Source organism: Streptomyces sp. NPDC001380 (genome assembly GCF_042895785.1).
GTDB lineage: Bacteria > Actinomycetota > Actinomycetes > Streptomycetales > Streptomycetaceae > Peterkaempfera.
On record NZ_JBIAWP010000007.1, the window covers coordinates 170,803 to 187,841 of the forward strand.

Annotated in this window: 16 protein-coding genes and 1 pseudogene; 10 read left to right on the top strand and 7 right to left on the bottom strand. The window is 71.9% G+C overall.

Translation table 11 applies throughout. The annotated features are described in order from the left end of the window. Positions 1-219 precede the first annotated feature (219 nt). Positions 220-910 (bottom strand): annotated as a pseudogene (locus ACFY07_RS11325) (HAD family hydrolase). 93 nt (positions 911-1,003) lie between these two features. Here ACFY07_RS11325 and ACFY07_RS11330 point away from each other — a divergent pair. Continuing rightward, on the top strand, positions 1,004-1,759 hold the full coding sequence (locus ACFY07_RS11330) for an XRE family transcriptional regulator (RefSeq protein ID WP_390868436.1): 756 nt from the start codon (positions 1,004-1,006) through the stop codon (positions 1,757-1,759). Positions 1,760-1,771: 12 nt separating this feature from the next. Beyond that, positions 1,772-2,239 (top strand): NUDIX hydrolase, encoded by a 468-nt coding sequence (locus ACFY07_RS11335; RefSeq protein ID WP_390868437.1) that lies wholly within the window; start codon positions 1,772-1,774, stop codon positions 2,237-2,239. On the opposite strand, the gene ACFY07_RS11340 is transcribed toward ACFY07_RS11335, so the two are convergent. From ACFY07_RS11340 to ACFY07_RS11355, 4 genes are all read right to left on the bottom strand, one after another. Further along, a complete protein-coding gene (locus ACFY07_RS11340) occupies positions 2,227-2,784 on the bottom strand; it encodes an HD domain-containing protein (protein WP_390868438.1) in 558 nt (185 codons plus the stop codon). The two genes, ACFY07_RS11335 and ACFY07_RS11340, sit on opposite strands and share 13 nt — an antisense overlap. A gap of 69 nt (positions 2,785-2,853) precedes the next feature. Continuing rightward, entirely contained in the window at positions 2,854-3,393 is a 540-nt protein-coding gene (locus ACFY07_RS11345; protein WP_390868439.1) for a phosphatase PAP2 family protein, read from the bottom strand. Positions 3,394-3,561: 168 nt separating this feature from the next. After that, on the bottom strand, positions 3,562-3,882 hold the full coding sequence (locus ACFY07_RS11350) for a DUF6112 family protein (RefSeq protein WP_390868440.1): 321 nt from the start codon (positions 3,880-3,882) through the stop codon (positions 3,562-3,564). 86 nt (positions 3,883-3,968) lie between these two features. Beyond that, positions 3,969-5,120 (bottom strand): C40 family peptidase, encoded by a 1,152-nt coding sequence (locus ACFY07_RS11355; RefSeq protein WP_390868441.1) that lies wholly within the window; start codon positions 5,118-5,120, stop codon positions 3,969-3,971. A gap of 609 nt (positions 5,121-5,729) precedes the next feature. On the opposite strand from ACFY07_RS11355, the gene ACFY07_RS11360 reads away from it, so the two are divergent. Beyond that, positions 5,730-6,476, top strand: a complete 747-nt coding sequence (locus ACFY07_RS11360) for a DNA-methyltransferase (RefSeq protein WP_390868442.1) — start codon at positions 5,730-5,732, stop codon at positions 6,474-6,476. Between the two features lie 214 nt (positions 6,477-6,690). Then, complete coding sequence (locus ACFY07_RS11365) at positions 6,691-6,915, top strand: hypothetical protein (RefSeq protein WP_390868443.1); 225 nt, start codon at positions 6,691-6,693, stop codon at positions 6,913-6,915. 170 nt (positions 6,916-7,085) lie between these two features. On the opposite strand, the gene ACFY07_RS11370 is transcribed toward ACFY07_RS11365, so the two are convergent. Both ACFY07_RS11370 and ACFY07_RS11375 read right to left on the bottom strand, forming a co-directional pair. Continuing rightward, positions 7,086-7,274, bottom strand: coding sequence for a hypothetical protein (locus ACFY07_RS11370; RefSeq protein ID WP_390868444.1), 189 nt, complete (start codon positions 7,272-7,274; stop codon positions 7,086-7,088). Positions 7,275-7,347: 73 nt separating this feature from the next. Further along, a complete protein-coding gene (locus ACFY07_RS11375; RefSeq protein WP_390868445.1) occupies positions 7,348-8,061 on the bottom strand; it encodes a very short patch repair endonuclease in 714 nt (237 codons plus the stop codon). Positions 8,062-8,323: 262 nt separating this feature from the next. On the opposite strand from ACFY07_RS11375, the gene ACFY07_RS11380 reads away from it, so the two are divergent. The 6 genes from ACFY07_RS11380 (at position 8,324) to ACFY07_RS11405 (ending at position 16,959) form a co-directional block, all read left to right on the top strand. After that, complete coding sequence (locus tag ACFY07_RS11380) at positions 8,324-9,586, top strand: DNA cytosine methyltransferase (RefSeq protein WP_390868446.1); 1,263 nt, start codon at positions 8,324-8,326, stop codon at positions 9,584-9,586. A gap of 231 nt (positions 9,587-9,817) precedes the next feature. Next, on the top strand, positions 9,818-12,406 hold the full coding sequence (locus ACFY07_RS11385; RefSeq protein WP_390868447.1) for a Z1 domain-containing protein: 2,589 nt from the start codon (positions 9,818-9,820) through the stop codon (positions 12,404-12,406). Then, positions 12,403-13,413: a PD-(D/E)XK motif protein gene (locus tag ACFY07_RS11390; RefSeq protein WP_390868448.1), complete on the top strand. Its 1,011-nt coding sequence runs from the start codon at positions 12,403-12,405 to the stop codon at positions 13,411-13,413. Before ACFY07_RS11385 ends, ACFY07_RS11390 begins: the two co-directional genes overlap by 4 nt. Continuing rightward, complete coding sequence (locus tag ACFY07_RS11395) at positions 13,410-15,290, top strand: hypothetical protein (protein WP_390868449.1); 1,881 nt, start codon at positions 13,410-13,412, stop codon at positions 15,288-15,290. Before ACFY07_RS11390 ends, ACFY07_RS11395 begins: the two co-directional genes overlap by 4 nt. Continuing rightward, positions 15,287-16,189: a hypothetical protein gene (locus ACFY07_RS11400; RefSeq protein WP_390868450.1), complete on the top strand. Its 903-nt coding sequence runs from the start codon at positions 15,287-15,289 to the stop codon at positions 16,187-16,189. The genes ACFY07_RS11395 and ACFY07_RS11400 overlap by 4 nt, the downstream gene beginning before the upstream one ends. Beyond that, positions 16,189-16,959 (top strand): DUF6339 family protein, encoded by a 771-nt coding sequence (locus ACFY07_RS11405; protein WP_390868451.1) that lies wholly within the window; start codon positions 16,189-16,191, stop codon positions 16,957-16,959. Before ACFY07_RS11400 ends, ACFY07_RS11405 begins: the two co-directional genes overlap by 1 nt. The last annotated feature ends 80 nt before the right edge of the window (positions 16,960-17,039 follow it).

Here is a 17,039-nt window from a genome sequence, read left to right on the forward strand (position 1 = left end):
TACTCCGGACCGGTTCTGCGGGGTGCCGTCCGAGGACGCAGCCATCCGGCAGCGCATCCGCTCCCCGCCGCGATGCCGGCTGCCCGGACACCCGCCCGCGAGCGTCTGCGGGCGAGGGCCGGCCAGGCCGGTCATCGTGTTCGAGCCCTGATGGTGCCGGGGCGGGCGAGGACGCCGTCACCGCGTACGGGGACGGCTGCGGGACGTCCCGGGACGTTCTCAGCCCGCCGCGAACGTCCCCAGGAGGCGCAGGACTTCGCCTGTCGCCGCCAGGTCGGGAAGAACCACAGGTGCACCGGCCGCCCGCAGCTCCTCGGGGCCGTGGACGCCGGTTGCCACCGCGAGGATCCCGGAACCCGTCGTCAGGGCGGCCTCGACGTCCCGCGGGGTGTCGCCGACCAGCACCAGGGGAGTGTCCTCCGGCAGGTCGTGCGTCCGGTGGACGCGCCGGCGGGCGACGGCCACAAGGTCGGGGCGGTCCTCCGCATCCGCGCCGTACGCACCCGCCGGCAGGTCGAGCAGCGTGTCGAGGCCGAACGCCGACAACTTCACCAGGGCGTTCGCAGCGATGTTCCCGGTCAGCACCGTCGAGACCCAGCCGTTCCGCCCCGAGACCGCCTCGAGTGCCGCGCGCCCCCGGAAGGGCCTTTCCGCGCCGCTGCAGTTCGCCGAACCGCTCCCGCCCGGCTGCGGCCAGGGCTGCCTCGACCTCCGGCCAGTCCGGCTCCGGCACGGACTGCCGCCGGAACATGTCCCGCATGATCGCGCGGTCCGTCCGGCCCTCCGTCGAGGCGGGGGCCGTCGGCGCGAGCCCGGTCAGGGCGGTGAACGCCGCGGCGTAGATCTCCTTGCTCACCCCTGCGTTCTCGACGAGTGTGTGGTCGATGTCCCACAGGACGATGAGGCGCATGACGCCAGCGTAGGCACCGCTCCGTCGCGGCCGGCACCGGAGGCCCGGCCGCACCCTTGCAGGTCCGCCGGGAAGTCGGCTTGTATGGCCTCCGTGAACGAGCGGCTTCACTCCGTACTCACCCGGTGCGGTGTCCTCCCGGAGTCGCTGGCCGAGGCCTGCGGGGTCGATCCGAAGACCGTCGGCCGCTGGCTCGGCGGGAGGGTGCCCCATCCGCGGCACAGATTCCGGGTCGCCCAGTACCTCGGCGTCGAGGAGGGCTCGCTCTGGCCGCCCCCGCCCCGCGCCCGGTCCGCTCCGTCCGCCGCCGGGCCGGACGGCGAACTGGTCGGGATCCACCAGGACCGTGCGAGTGTGCCCCGCGACACCTGGCTGGCCCTCCTGCGGGAGGCCCGGCGGCAGATCGACGTCCTCGTCTTCTCGGGCACCTTCTTCGCCCAGTCCAATCCGCACGTCGCCCGGATGCTCGCCGAACGCGCGGCCGCCGGTGTGCAGATCCGCCTGTGCTTCGGAGATCCGGGCGGCGGGGCGGCTGCCCTGCGCGGCCGGGAGGAGGGCATCGGCGACACCCTCGCGGCGAAGATCCGCGCCTCCCTCACCTACTACCGGCCACTGCTGCCCGTCGCCGGCTGCGAGGTCCGGCTGCACGACACCACGCTGTACAACTCGCTCTTCCGCTACGACGACAACCTGCTCGTCAACCCGCACGTCTACGGTCAGCCCGCCAGTGCCAACCCCCTGCTGCACCTCCGGCGAACCGCTGACGCCGGCTGGTTCGCCACCTACGCTCAGAGCTTCGAAGCCGTGTGGGCCGGAGCCCGGCCCTGGACGTCCGACCAGCACCAGTAGGGAGCGCCGCCGATGGGCAGGACCGAGTACTACCACGACCCGGACGCGCCGAAGGCCAACACCCTGATCCCCGCCAGCAACCTGCTGGTCGTCGACGAGGCCGGCGCGATCCTGCTGCAGCGCCGACGTGACACCGGCCAGTGGGCGCTGCCCGGCGGGGCACAGGACATCGGCGAGACCGCGGCCCAGTGCGCGGTGCGCGAATGCCGGGAGGAGACGGGCATCCTGGCGGAGATCACCGGCTTCCTCGGCGTGTACAGCGACCCGTGCCACATCGTGGCCTACAGCGACGGGGAGATCCGCCAGCAGTACGAGAACACCTACCTGGGCCGGCCGGTCGGCGGCGAGCCGACGGTCAACGACGAGGCCGACGGCGTGTGCTTCGTGCACCCCGCGGACCTGGACGGCTACGACATCCACCCGAGCATGCGCCGTCAGATCGCCGACTACCTTGCCGGCTCCTATCCCTATCTGGGCTGAGCGGCCCGCACCGACTCCGTGCGCGCCACCGCCGCGAACAGCTGCGGCGCGGCGCGCCGGATGAACCGCCCCACCAAGCTGTCCGCCCCGTAGCGGCCGATGATCTCCTCCACCCGGTCGCCGGCGTCCGTCGAGTCCCCGCCCGGGGTGGTGGTCATGTCGCACCACACCAGCGCGTCCAGCAGCAGCCCTTCCTGCGGCAGCGGGAACTCCGCCTCCAGCACCTCGCGCAGTCCGCGTTCCTCGGCCTCCAGCAGGGCGCAGGAGTGGTGGGCCACCAGCCGCACCAGCTGCTCGTCGGCCCGGTGGGCGTCGCGCAGGAAGCGCGCCCCGTCGAGCGGGTGGAAGCCCGTCGTGGCCAGTCGGGGGGCGTATCCCACGTCGTGCAGGAGGGCGGCCGCCGCCAACAGGTCGGCCGAGCTGCCGAGCACCGGGGCCAGCTCGGCCGCCCGGCGCGCCACACCGCACGAATGGGCCCACCGGCGCGGCAGAGTGTCGGCGAGTTCCGCCCGGGCCACCGACCTCGCCCACGTCTGCATCTCCATGGCCCGATCATGCCCCGGAGCGGCCACGCCAGTCCGGGCGGACGCCACGGGCACCGAACCGGCCGGGGCTCAGCGCAGCAGGGCGAAGACCAGGGCGGAGACGCCGCCCAGGGCGGTGCCGGCGAGGACCTGGGGCAGGGTGTGGGCCCTGAGGACCAGCCGCGACCAGCCGATGCCGACCGCGGCGAGGGCGGCGGGCAGCGCGGCGGGACCGTAGGCGAGCAGCAGGATCATCACGGTGCCGCCGGCCACCGCGTTGTGGATGGAGATCTGCCACCCCGTCGTCACCGCCAGCGAGGTGACCAGTCCGACGAGCATGGCCACCACCAGGGCGGAGACCTCGGCGGGCGCATGCAGCGCGTACAGCAGGACGATGCCGGCGGCCACCGACAGCAGGCTCAGGCCCATCGGCACCAGGCGCTGGCGCCGGACGCGGATGTGCTTGTCGGTGAGCCGGCCGCGGCGCACCCCGCGCAGGATGATGCCCAGCGGGACGACGCCGCAGAACAGCGCGGCGAGCAGGCCCCATCCGACGCCGACGATGCCGCCGGTGCTGTGCCAGCCGATCACCAGCAGCAGGGCGATCACCAGGTTCGCCGGGGCCAGCACGTCCGTGACCAGCCGGGCGGCCTTCTGCGGCGCGCTGTGGGGCCCGGCTGTCGTCGCGGACCGTCCAGGCCGACAGGGCCGCCAGTCCGGTCAGCACGAGCAGCAGCACCAGCCCGATGCCGGCCCGGCGGCGCCGGCTGAGGGCGTCGCCGGCAGGTGTGCCGTCCATCAGTGGACCTGGGTGCCGAGCGTGGAGAAGAACGACACGATGCCGTTGGCCGCGCCCAGCAGGACGGCGCAGCCGGCCGACACCACCGCGCCCTGCTTGCCCTTGGCCTCCGCCGCGTGCGACCCGGAGTGGTGGCCCCAGGCCCACACCACGGCCGAGGCGCACAGCGCGCCGACCACGGCGATGATGCCGAACAGGTTGAGCGAGCCCATGGTGTTCCTCACGACGTCCAGGCCCGGCAGACCGCCGGACTTCGGTGCCACCCCGGGGTCGTAGGCGAGGATCAGGGCGCGGCCGAGGGCATGGTCGAGCAGGGGCACGAAGGGGTTCCTTTGCATCAGGAGGGAGGGGCTGGGGGGCACAGCGGACCGGTCGGGCCGCGGCGGGGACTTGAGGGGGAGGGGAGTCAGGGACCGGTGACGCGACGGGCCGCGAGGACGCGCGGCCGCCAGGAGGCGAGGGTGGCGATGCGCACCACGTCGCCGGTGTGCGGGGCGTGCACCACCAGGCCCGCACCGATGAACATCCCCACGTGGCCGGGTGCGGCGGCCGTGCCCTCGGTGAACAGCAGGTCGCCCGGCCGCAGGGCGTCCACGGACACCGCCCGGCCTTCGCCGACCTGCGTGTACGTGGTGCGCGACAGCGGGACGCCGCCCGCCCGGTAGGCCTGCTGCACCAGCGAGGAGCAGTCGCAGCGGCCCATCGGGTCGGCGCCGCGGGGTGCGGTGCAGCTGCCGCCCCACTGGTACGGGGTGCCGAGGCGGCCCAGCGCCCACCGGATCGCAGCCTGCACCTGCGGCGGGGCGTCGGCCGGGACGGTGTAGCCGTCCGGCAGCGACCCCGGCGGCACCCCTTCGGGGCCCGCGGCGTTCGTCCCGTCCGCGCAGCCGAGCGGCCCCAGGTCTGCCACCTGTACGGGGCCGCTGCTGGAGCCGCCCTCGGAGCCGACGGGGGCGAGGGTGGGGGCGATCACCTGCTGCAGGGCGCCGGCCAGCGGCTCCCACCTCGCGTACGTGCCGGGGAAGGCGGAGCGCTGCACCGCCTGCGCGGCCCGGGCCACCGTCAGCCGCTGCCAGCCCGGCACCTTCAGCAGCGCCGCGTAGAAGCGGGCCGAGGCGTGCACCGGGTCCAGGATCTGCCCGGCCGTCCCCCAGCCCTGCGAGGGCCGCTGCTGGAAGAGGCCGAGCGAGTCCCGGTCCCCGTACGGCAGGTTGCGAAGACCGCTCTCCTGCAGCGCGGTGGCCAGCGCCACCACCTGGCCGCGGGCCGGGACGTGCATCGCCACGCCGGTCGCCTGCACCGTGCGGGCGTTGGGAACCTGCTGCGCAGGGTCAGACAGCCCCGGGACGTGCACCCGCTCTGCGGGCCCGTTCCCCAGCACGGTGCGCACCGCCGAGGCCACTGCGGCGGTGTCCGCGCTCACGGCCGCGCCCGTCGCGCCCGTGCCCCCGGCGGTGCACCCGGCCGTCGCTGCGCCGGCGATCCCCAGCACCGCCGTCCCCACCAGCGCCGCCGGCAACAGTACCGTCACCGCCGCCAGCGCGGCGCCCCTCCTCATCTGTCCCGGCCGGCACGGACGTCACCCGCCCCGGGGAGCACGGTCGGCACCGGGCCGGTCCGTCCACGGGCATGCTGCATCGAGGTCTCCTCACACGGTAGGGGAGCGCAGTCGCGTGCTCTCCCGTCGAAAGGCCGCACCGCACCGCGCCGTTGCTTCACCTGCTCCACGTCCTGCACGGCGGGCCCACCACACTCCGGGAGCGATGGGGCCGGCGGCGGCCGGGAGTTCCCGCTCCCGGCCGCGCCGCCTCGCCGCGACGGCGGCCTCCCGCCGCCCGCGTAATCTCAGCGCCGCCACCACGGTCTGCTCCCTCCTCCCACGGCTCGGATCCCTGACCAGGGCACGGCTCTCCCCGCAACGAGCGCACGGAAGCGCGCACGCAAGGAGGGGAGAGGTGCCGAACGGCAACCGCCCGCAGGACCGGAACTCCCGCCCGCAGGGCATGGCGCCGACCCTAGGCACCCGGCGTGACAACGCCAAAAACGCCCCGGACGGCCCACGGGCAGCGCCGTTGCTATAGCGGCCGCGGATTGCGCGCCGTCACCGCGCCCCGCCTACCGTCCGGCGCACCGACCCCGCCACCGCCCACTCCGGGAGAGACGCGCCATGACCTTCACCCTCCACCACGGCGACGCCCTGACCTTCCTGCGCACCCTGCCCGACGCCTCCGTCGACGCCCTGGTCACCGACCCGCCCTACAACTCCGGCGGCCGCACCAGCGTCGAGCGCACCGCCCGCACCGCCCGCGCCAAGTACACCTCCGGCGACCCGGCCCACACCCTGGCGGACTTCCCCGGCGACAAGCGCGACCAGCGCTCCTACGGCTACTGGCTCACCCTGCTGCTCACCGAGGCCCACCGGGCCACCGTCGAATCCGGCACCGCGCTCGTGTTCACCGACTGGCGCCAGCTCCCGGTCACCAGCGACGCCCTCCAGGCCGCCGGCTGGACCTGGCGCGGCGTCGCCCCCTGGCACAAGCCCGCCGCCCGCCCGTGCAAGGGCGGCCTCAAGCAGGACTGCGAGTTCGTCCTGTGGGCCACCAAGGGACCCGTCGACGCCGAGCGCAACCCCGTCTACCTGCCCGGCCTGTACACCGCCTCCCAGCCGCGCAAGGACCGCCTGCACATCACCCAGAAGCCCGTCGAGGTCATGCGGCAGCTGGTACGGCTGTGCCCGCCGGGCGGCACCGTCCTCGACCCCTTCGCCGGCTCCGGCACCACCGGCGTCGCCGCCCTCCAGGAGGGTCGCCGCTTCGTCGGCAGCGAGCTGTCCGACCGCTACTGGCACACCGCCCACCGGCGCCTCACCGATACCGCTCAGGCCCTGGCGGAGCCGACCGGTCCGGCAGCGTAGACCGGGAGTCGCCAGCCTCCCATGCTTACTGAGAGCCACAACCCTCGGCAGGGGCTTTTTGAGCCACACCCGGACCCCTGTGTCTCCCGACCGTGCGAAGGACCAGGACGAGCCCGCCAAGAAGGTAAGGAACTTGTCGTCGATCTGGGAGGCGGCCGATCGGATCCCTTGACGACTTCTGGGACGCGGTCGCCGGGCCCTGGGGACCGCCGCCGTGGTTCGGCCGGAACCCGGACACCTGGGCGGACACGATCCACGCCCGCGGCATCTCGGACGTGAGGTCCACATCGCCCCGGTCTACCTCGCTGGCGCCCGGCACGACCCTGACCCCGCCCTGCGACCGCTGCTCGCCCTCGACACCGTCCACCACCACGACGACATCGGCAACCTCCACCTCCCTACCCGCGACCAGCGCCTGCGGGTGGGCTTCGTCCCCTGAGTAGGTGCGAGCGGCGAGTGCATCGGCAGATCTTGTGCGTGCGCCGGGCGTCTCGGGGCGGACTCGCAAGGCGAGGTCCGTCCGGATGGTCGGCCCTGACGCCCTCATACGGTGGGCCGTCGGTCGTAGCATAGGCGTTGAACTGAGTCCGGAGCCGGTCCGAGGCTCCGCTACAGCGTGCCCCGTTCCAGCAGGTCGCGGAGGGCGTCCTCCTCGCGTCGGAGGACGAGGCGGCCGTCCCCGTTGCTATAGGCGAGTATCCGACTGCCAGGGTCGAGACCGGCCTCCGCGAGGAGGCCCATCGGGACGGTGAGGTGTCCGTCTTCGTCGATGGTCAGTTCTACCGGAGTGCGGGTCACGCGCGCAGTGTGTCACAGAACCCCGGGTCGCCCCGGTGCGGACGGTCGGAGACGATCGTTGGTGATTCGACTCCTACCGCTCGACGCCGCCGCCGGCTCGGGCCCTGGTGACCGTCTCGATCACGAGACGGGCCGCCTCTTCGGCTGGCATGTGCTCCCAGATGCGGAGCACGTGCCAGCCCGCCTGCTGCAGCAGATCGACCGTCTCGGCGTCCCGGGCCCGGTTGCTCTCGATCTTCGCGCTCCAGAACTCCCGGTTCGTCCTGGGGACGGTCCGGTGCTCCGGGCAGCCGTGCCAGAAGCAGCCGTCCACGAACACCGCCACCTTCGCCCTGGTGAAGACCACGTCGGCCGTACGGCGCAAGGAGGGGACCGGTCTGATCCCGACTCGGTACCGCAGTCCGGCCCGGTGCAGCAGCGAGCGGAGCCGCAGTTCGGGCTCGGTGTCTCTACCCTTATTCGCGCGCATCGACTTCCGCGCCCCCGTGGACGACGCCCACGAGCCCTCGGGCACGCGTACCTCCGCGAGCAGTCCGGCCTGCGTCGCCAGGCGCCACCCCGCGCGCAGGTTCTCGGATCGGGTGGGGCCGTCGACGTACCCGAGGGGGCGGGTGGTCGACCGTCCCCCGACGGACCAGCGGAGGACGGCCGCGATCCGTCCGGTCCGGGCGGACCCCTTCAACACCACGCTCGCGGGACGCAGCAGCCCCTCGCCGACGTCCACCGAGCGGTACTCGGCGCCGCCGGCGGCGCGGTCCTGCTCCCTGGCGCGCTGCGCCCTGTCCATCCCGGGGCGAGGACGCCACGAACGGTCGGACGGACCCCTCCCCGTCGCCCCGGCCCCGCTTCCGGTCGCCATTGCCCATCCCGTCCGGTCCGTCGACGATGATCTTCCACGCCGACCATACGGCCGTCGGGCCCGGTGGCGGGAAGGCACCGTACCCCCTCCGGACGGCCGGAACCGGGGCCGGCGCGATACAGGGCTGGCACGGTACTGTGCTTTTGTGGTCTGTGTTGTATCGGATCGGCGGGCCGGCTAAAGTTCCCGCATGACCGACACCCCCTCGACGATCAGCGCCTTCAAAGCGACCGGTGACACCATCCCGGGCCCTGCCGAGTTCCGCATGATCGACCTCTTCGCAGGGTGTGGCGGGCTGACCAAGGGCTTCGTCGACGCCCGTCACGGGGGGCGATCGCTCTACCGTCCCGTCGCCGCGGTCGAGATGGACCGCGCGGCCGCCGCCACGTACGCGGCCAACTTCGGTCCTCACGTCTACAATGGCGACATCGCACGCTGGGTGAAGCGCGACGGCGGTCTCCCCCAGGCCGACCTCGTCCTCGGGGGCCCGCCCTGCCAGGGCTTTTCGCGGCTGGGAAACCAGGACCCGGGTGATTCGCGCAACAAGTTGTGGCGTCACTACCTGACGGTCGTCCGGGAGGTCGGACCGAAGCTCTTCGTCATGGAGAACGTGGACGCATTCAGGCAATCCCCGGAATTCCGGTTGCTCGTCGACGAGACCCGTCCGGGCGGAATGCTGGAGGACTACCTCATCCGGCACTCCCTGATTGCCGCGGACGACCACGGCGTGCCGCAGCGACGGAAGAGGACCATCCTCGTCGGCGCGCGCAAGGACCTCGTCGTCCCGGGCACGGACAGGCGACTCGGTGAGGTCTCCGAGGTCGAACTCCAGGCCCTCCTGATCCCCACCCCCACCGTGGACAAGCCCAGAACCGTCTGGCAGGCCATCTCCCACCTCGTCCTCAAAAAGCTCGATCCCGAGCTCCCCAAGAGGAATTCCGAGTTCGACGGGGGGGCGATCCAGGGCCCGTTCCGTATGGACGAACTCCACCTGCGTCGTAACGGCATCAAGGAGGAGTCCATGGAGCGGTACAGGAACATCCCCGAGGGTGGAAACCGGTTCGACATCCCCTATGACCTGCTCTCGCCGTGCTGGAAGAAGCACAAGACCGGCTCCGCCGACGTCATGGGCCGGCTGTACAAGGACAGGCCCTCCGTCACCATCCGCACGGAGTTCTTCAAGCCCGAGAAGGGACGCTACCTCCACCCCTGGCTCCACCGCCCCATCACCCACCTGGAAGCCGCGCTGCTCCAGAGCTTTCCCGTGGACTTCGAGTGGTGCGGTACCCGCAGCCAGATCGCCAGGCAGATCGGCAACGCCGTCCCCGTGGGTCTCGCCCGCGCCATCGCCGAGCACCTCGCGCCGCTCCTCGTCGCCCAGGTCGCCCCCCTCTCCGCCGTACCGGTTCAAGAGCCGCGCCGCGTCGACGAGCGCGTCCTGGTGGCCGTCTGAACCCGTACGGCGCCCACCTATACGGATCGAACATGCGACCTTCACGTCTCGAACATATGCTGGAATAGTGTTTCCGCCGTCGGCGGGAGACGGACTCCATCGTCTCCGGTCTTCTCCCGTGAAGGCCGTACGGGCCCTGACCATCGCGTCGCTGATGTACGGTCTTCCCGTCATGTGTCCGACCGGGGCGCATCCCGGATCCGGGCCGGGGTTGGGGTGGACAGGGGGCCCGTGGACGAGTTCGACGCGCAGTACGAGCAGTTCCGGCAGCTGATCAAGATCAAGACGCCCGAACAGGCCCTTGCGATGATCAGGCTCTTCGGGATGAGCGAGGAACTCGCCGGTCGCATCGCCCATCGTTACCAGCGCGAGGCCGTCGAAATCAGGGAGAAGCGCCAGCCCGGTTCCGTCGTCCGCGACAATCGGGTGACCTGGTACCTGGGGCCGCAGCAGGGCGATCGCTGCTGGCCCGTTCTGTACGACCTGCTGAAGAGGCAGCCCTCCTGGGACGACGAGGGGCTCGCGTCGCTCGATGCCGCGTCCACCAAGGTCGTCTCGATGCTCGACCACCCCAAGGAGAAGGAGTTCTCCACCCGTGGACTCGTCGTCGGCTACGTCCAGTCCGGCAAGACGACGAACTTCACCGCCCTCATCGCCAAGGCCGCCGATGCCGGCTACAAGTTCTTCATCGTCCTCGCCGGCATCCACAACGGCCTCCGGCGGCAGACCCAGTTGCGTCTCGAGCGCCAGCTGGTCGAGCCGGTGATAGACCAGTGGCACCCGCTCACCGGTCCGGACGGGGACTTCGAGCCCCCGGCCGGCAACCCCGCGGCCTTCTTCACCAACAGGAGCCAGCAACACGTGCTCTGCGTGGTGAAGAAGAACGTCCCCCGCCTCGCCAAACTCAAGGACTGGCTCGCGAAGGCCCCCGACTACCTGAAGAACTGCCCGACCCTCATCATCGACGACGAGGCAGACCAGGCAGGCATCGCCTCGAAGAAGACGAACCCGTTGATCCGCGAGATCATCGAACTCTTCCCCCGGGGCGGCTACGTCGGCTACACCGCGACCCCGTTCGCGAACCTGCTCGTCGATCCCACGGCGGCCGACCTCTATCCGAAGGACTTCGTCGTCAACCTCCCGAAACCGCGCGGGCACTTCGGGACCGAGGTCCTTTTCGGCCGCGAGCCGCTCGACGGCGAGGACCCCCAGGACGTCCCCGACGGTTACGACATGATCCGCATCGTCCCGGACGAGGAGGTCCCGCTGGTCCGGCCGGGACGCGAGGAGATCGAGGACTTCACGCCGGAAGTCGACGGGACCCTGCGGACCGCCGTCCTCTACTTCTGGCTGGTCACCGCCGCGCGCCGGGTCCGGGGGACCGGTGTCCCGCACTCCACGATGCTGGTGCACACCAGCGTCAGCACCATCGTCCACCAGAGTTTCCGGGAGCCGCTGGAGCGTTTCCGCTCCCAGGTCGCGGAGCTGATCGCGACCGACGACGAAGACCTGCTCGACGAGTTGGACCAGCTGTGGGAGACCGAGACGGCGCGCGTGCCCGGATCGGAGCCCGACTTCGGTGAGGAGAAGGTCCCCTTCGACCTGCTCCTCGGGGAGCTGGTCGGCGTCGTCGACGACTGCCGGATCGTCCTGGACAACTCCAAGAGCGTCGAGCGGCTCGACTACGAGACCGGCCCGGTCGTGGCCATCGCGGTGGGCGGCAACACCCTGTCCCGCGGGCTCACCCTCGAGGGTCTCGCCGTCAGCTACTTCGTGCGCGGTGCCTCCACCTATGACACCCTGCTGCAGATGGGCCGTTGGTTCGGCTTCCGGGACGGCTACGCCGACCTGCCCCGCATCTGGATGACCGCTGAACTGCGCGACTGGTTCCGCCACATCGCCACCGTCGAGTCCGAGATGCGGCGGGACATCGACCTCTACATGGTCGAGGACAAGACGCCCATGTCGTTCGCCGTCAGGCTCCGCAACCACCCCGCCCTGCGGATCACCGCCGCCGCCAAGATGCGCGACGCGGTCAAGGCCAGCGCCTCCTACGGCGGCCAGCGGGTCCAGACCAGTTACTTCCACACCCAGGACGCCGAGTGGCTGCGGACGAACCGGGTCGCCGCGGGGCGGCTCGTCGACCGCGCCCTCCGGGTGGCCGGCGCCCGCCACGAGGACCGTTCCCACGAAGGCCGGCACGTGCTCCGCGACGTGCCGTACGACATGATCCTCGACTTCCTCGGCGAATACCGCTTCCACGAGAAGTCGATGGAGTGCGACGCCGCCCTTCTGAGCGAGTACGTGGAACGGCGGGTCAAGGCCCATGGCGGTGGCGCCCTGAAGCGCTGGAACGTGGCGGTCGTCGGCAACCCGCTCGGCGGTTCCCCGGACGCGCGCTATGAGTTCGCCCCCGGTGTAGCGGTCGACCGGGTCCTGCGCGCCAAGCTCCCCGGCAGCCCCGACGCGGCCAACATCAAGACCCTCATGAGCCGTAGGGACGCCGGCGTCGACCTCGACCTGAGCTCGATCGGGGAGATCAGCGAGGCGGCCCTCAAGGAGGCCCGCCGGGTCCAGTGTCCGGAGACGGGGCTGCTCGCCCTCTATCCGATCGACCGGCAGTCGCCCACCCGGCGCGCCCTCCGCGAGCCCCTCGACGCGGTCGACCAAGTCATCGGCGTCGGCCTGGTCTTCCCGCTGCCCCGCGGCCGGGACAGCGAGGTCGAGTGGTACAGCGCCGACCTCTCCGGCGTCGTCCTGGACGAGGAGGAACCGGACAGCGAGGAGCTGGAGCTGCTGCTGGAGGAGGGCGCCCGGTGAACGCCGCCGACCTCCGCGCGGTCCTGGATGGGCACTGGTCCCGGCTGGCCGCCGCGCCGGTGTCCGACCGGAACGCCGTACGGACCTCCGCCCTGCCCGTGCACACCGTGCAGGGGCCGCCCCTGGCCGCCATCGACCACGACGGGCTGCGCCACCTGCTGATCCCCCTCGGCCCGCGCCAGCGCGTGTCCACGGCAGCGGTCAGCACTGCACTGCGAATATCCGAACGCCCCCTGGAGGACGACGAGGGGTACGGACGCTTCGCCGACGTCGTGTGCACCAGGCGCGAACTCGGCGACGTCTTCACCGGCCTCTGCCGGGACGTCCTGGTCGCCCTGGAGGCCGACGGCACACGCCCCTACCACACTGCCCGCGCCGTCGTGGCGAGATGGCGGCGGCTGTTCACCGGCGACCACAGCGGACTGACGCTCGAACAGTCCGTCGGCCTCTTCGGCGAGCTGACCGTCCTTCTGGAGCTCCTGCAGGAGGACGCCGGGGCCGTGCACCATTGGACCGGGCCCGACGGCCACCGTCACGACTTCACCGACGGCCGGCTGGCCGTCGAGGTGAAGAGCACCGTCGACCACTCCGAGCGCCGCACCGTCCGCGTCCACGGCCTGGACCAGCTCGACGGGCCGGACGGCGGGACGCTCCTCCTCGCCTGGCAGCGCTTCGAGACCCGCCCGGACGGGACCACGGTCGGCGAGCTCGTCGCCCGGGCCGCCGACCTGTGCGACGACGAGGTCGTCCTGCTCTCCAAGCTCGCCGCCGTCGGCTACCGCCCCTCCGGCGACCACACCGGTGAACCGCGGTTCGTGCCCGTCGAGAGCCGCTGGTACCACGTCGACGATGCGTTCCCCCGCCTCATCGTCTCCTCGATTCGCGACGGATCCGTCCCGGAGGGCGTCCTCGAGGTCGGCTACACGGTCGACCTGGCGGCCGTCCGCTCGAAGCCCTTTGAGACGTCCGCCGTCGCCGACCTCCTCGCGGCCCTGGGGGAGTCGTGACGACCCCGCCGCCGCGATGGCTGTCCGAGTCGTACGGGCCCGGCGGGGGCGGCGCGGGGGAGGGGATCCTCCGGCACCTCGACGCCACCGAGCTCGACCCTCTGACGCTGCTCGTGCGCGAGTCCGCCCAAAACAGCTGGGACGCCCGCACGGGGGATGCCGGCCCGGTCGACTACCGGATCGCGCTGCGCACCCTGGGCCCCACCGAGGCCCCCGCCTGGCGCGAGCTCCTGCTGGAGAACGCCCCTACCGACCGGCACCTGCGCCTCCGCTCCTCGCTGGCCCGCCCCGTCCTGCGCGTCCTGACCGTGACGGACGCCGGGACCAAGGGGCTCGGCGGTCCCACCCGGGCCGACGTCGTCGCCGACGGGCCCGCCGACTTCGTCTCCTTCGTCCGCAAAACCGGCAGTTCCCAGGACCTGGCCAACCGCGGTGGCACCTACGGCTATGGCAAGATCGTCTTCCACCTTGTCTCCGCCGCCCACACCGTCCTCGTCCACACCCGCTGCCGGGTCGACGACCGTCCGGAGACGCGGCTCATCGGTTGGGCCGTGCACGACAGTTACGACACCGACACCGTGGACGGGCCGCGCTCGTTCACCGGTCGACACTACTGGGGGCGCGTCCGGGACGGCTACGTCGAACCGCTGACGGGGGAGGAGGCCGAGGCGGCCGCCCGCAGGCTCGGACTCAAGCCCTTCCCGGCCGATGCCACCGGGACGAGCGTCGTGGTGGTCGACCCCGACTTCGGCGGCCGGAGCGACGCCGAGGCCGTGCGCTGGATAGTCGACGCCCTGGTGTGGAACTTGTGGCCCAAGATGCTTCCGGAGGGCGGGGACGCGCCGATGCGCTTCTCGGTCTCCCACGAGGGGGCAGAGGTCCCGATTCCCGGGCCGTCCGACGTCCCCCATCTTCGCCCCTTCTTGTGGGCGTACCAGAGGATGGACCGCCTGGTCGAGCACAAGACGAAGCGACGGACCCTCGGGCGCATCGGTCTGCACAAGTTCCTCGCGCCGTCCGGGTCACCACCCGAGGTGGCCCGGGAGGGCGGCATCGGCGAGCGCCTGCACCACACCTGTCTGATGCGGCCCGTCGACCTCGTCGTCCGCTACCTCGAAGGGCCGCCCTTCCCCGAGGAACACTTCGGCTATGCCGCGGTCTTCCGGGCCGACCCCGGCATGGACAGGATCTTCGCCGCGACCGAGCCGGCCAGCCATGACGACTGGATGGTCGATCGGCTCCAGGGGGAGGATCGGCTGCTGGCGAGACATGCCCTGAAGCAGATCGTCGACCGGATGAAGGAGGCGTCCACCCCCGCCTCACCGGCCGACAGGGTCGGTGACGGCGTCTCCCTCGCGGGCATGAGTCGGCTCATGGCCGGCCTCATGGCGGGCACCCCCGGCCAGGGCGGTTCGGCGGTCTTCGCGACGGCAACGGGGGGTGCACTCGGATCGACGGGCGGCCTCGGGGGCGAGAAGGGCGGCGGTCCGGTCACCGGAGGCACGGTCCAGAGTGGTGACCGGGCTCGGGGCGGACGGGGCTCTCGACTGCGCTACCTCGATGAGCCCCTTCACGACACCCTCGACGGCAGGGCGGTCCTCGTCCAACGCTTCCAGTTGCTCGACCCGGGGACGCAGACGGTCCGCGGTCGTCTCGCCGTGGCCCTGAGCGACGGCACGGGACGCGAGAACGAACCCCCGTGGGGCGCGTCCGTCCCGACGGTGCTCGGGTGGCGTTCGGACGCCGGAGACCTGTCGCGCGCGCCCGAACTCAGCGTGCAGGGAGGCGATGGGCGCACCTGGTCCTGCGTCGTCGCACCGGCCCCGGACACCGTCACCGAGATCGTCGTCGTCGCCGAGCGGGAGGACATCGGATGAACCGTCGCGCCTACCCGTACCGCAGGCCCCGAGCCGACACCGTCACGACCGAGGGCTGGATCCTCGGGACGGAGGACGGCCGGGGCGTTCCCCTCCCACCCTCGGTTCCCGACTGGGACTACCAGCGGGACCTGGAACTCGAGTGCACGGTCGAGGTCGATCTGGACGAGGTCCGCCGTACCGGCGCCCTGCCGCCGGAGGCCGAACTCGCCCTGACCGTCGTCTGGAGCTCGTCGGGCTCCGGACTGCGCGTACTCGCGGTCAGGCAGCCGCTGGAGGGGGCCGGGACCCGCTCGGTGCACCTCGACTTCACGGTCCCCGGACGTGACGCCGGCGGCGTGCTCTCCGTCGACACCCGACTCGTCCTCGCCCGTTCCCTGGACAACCCGGATCCCACAGGCCCCCGCAGGGCAGGCTCCATCCTGTGGCAGTGGGGCGACCGGGTCCACCTGCAGGGCGACGCCTCCCAGTTCCCCATGGCGGTCCTGGACTTCAAGGAGGCGGGCTATCCCGAGGACGCCCCCTGGTACCTCGACGTCGGATCGAACCCGGAGTCCGCGACGATGGGGGCCCTCCTCCTGCTCGTCAACAGCCGCAGTCCCCTCGTCATGGAGGCAGTGCGCAAGGCCGACAAGGCCGGACAGGCGGAACGGTTGATCCACTCGGCGCTTCGCCACGACGTCGTACGCCTGCTGATCGAACACGCGGTGGACAACGACGACGTCCACGACGACTCGGAGTTCGATCCCGACACCCTGGGGCACCTGCTCCTGGGCGTCGTGCGAAACCACCTCCCCGACACGCCCCTGGCCTCGCTCAGGAACATGCACCGGGGCGAATCCTCGATGTTCTCGGCCCGCATCCAGAGCGCCGTCGGTCTCTTCGCCAAGGAGCCGTGATGGCCCACCTCTTCCCGCGTCTCCTCCCCAAGGCCGCCGCCGACCTGCGGGAGGCGTACCTCGGTCGGTCGGCGGAGGAGCTCCGGGACCGGGTCGACTCCTCCCACCCGGGCGTGTTCTACGCCGCGACCGGCGGCGTCCGGCTGCCCTCGGAGCGGCTGTCGGCCCTCCGGGCCGCGATCGTCCGGGCCGCGGAGGCGAACGGCTTCCCGGCCCCGCCCGGTCGTAAGCAGGCCGCCACGTTCGACGTGACGGCCGCCGAGATCCTCCACCGGGACTCCGGGATCATCCCGGCCGAGGCGGTCACCGGCGATCTCTGGGCCTTCCTCTCCCTGGTGGCCATGCCCGACGTCGCCGCGTGGCGCTACCCGGACCTGCACCGCGACCGCGTACTGGGCGGCGACGTCACCCGGCACGTATTCGGGCGCCTCTGGTGGCGGGCCCACCTCGTCCACGACGACGAGGCCGGCCCGCAGGACCTGTACGCGGCCCTCTCCGTCCTCGGCGAGGCGGCCTTCGACCAGATCTACGCACGCCGCACCTCCATCGGCGGGAGCCGTCACCTGGTGCGTGGACTGCTCCGGGTGTGGGAGAAGGTCGACGTGCCCCGGGACGAGGTGAGCGAACGCGACCTGCTGCGCGACCTGCTGAAACGGATCCTGCGCCTACAGGCGTTCATCTCCTTCGACTCGCTGTCCGCCGACGACCTGGCGGTGGAACTCGAGGTGCTCGTAGGGGAGTCCCTCGGCGCCATGACCGGGCGGGCGTGAGATGTCCTGCCGGCATGGCCGTTCGCTTACCATCTGTCCGAGCTTTCGTGTGCTCGTCTCGTCGTCTCCCCGAGTAGGCA

Excerpts from the sequence above, each read along its gene's own strand:
- ACFY07_RS11335 (WP_390868437.1), top strand. The coding sequence starts at position 1,772 with ATGGGCAGGACCGAGTACTACCACGACCCGGACGCGCCGAAGGCCAAC.
- ACFY07_RS11340 (WP_390868438.1), bottom strand. The coding sequence starts at position 2,784 with ATGGAGATGCAGACGTGGGCGAGGTCGGTGGCCCGGGCGGAACTCGCC.
- ACFY07_RS11355 (WP_390868441.1), bottom strand. The coding sequence starts at position 5,120 with ATGAGGAGGGGCGCCGCGCTGGCGGCGGTGACGGTACTGTTGCCGGCG.
- ACFY07_RS11360 (WP_390868442.1), top strand. The coding sequence starts at position 5,730 with ATGACCTTCACCCTCCACCACGGCGACGCCCTGACCTTCCTGCGCACC.
- ACFY07_RS11375 (WP_390868445.1), bottom strand. The coding sequence starts at position 8,061 with ATGGACAGGGCGCAGCGCGCCAGGGAGCAGGACCGCGCCGCCGGCGGC.
- ACFY07_RS11380 (WP_390868446.1), top strand. The coding sequence starts at position 8,324 with ATGACCGACACCCCCTCGACGATCAGCGCCTTCAAAGCGACCGGTGAC.
- ACFY07_RS11400 (WP_390868450.1), top strand. The coding sequence starts at position 15,287 with ATGAACCGTCGCGCCTACCCGTACCGCAGGCCCCGAGCCGACACCGTC.
- ACFY07_RS11405 (WP_390868451.1), top strand. The coding sequence starts at position 16,189 with ATGGCCCACCTCTTCCCGCGTCTCCTCCCCAAGGCCGCCGCCGACCTG.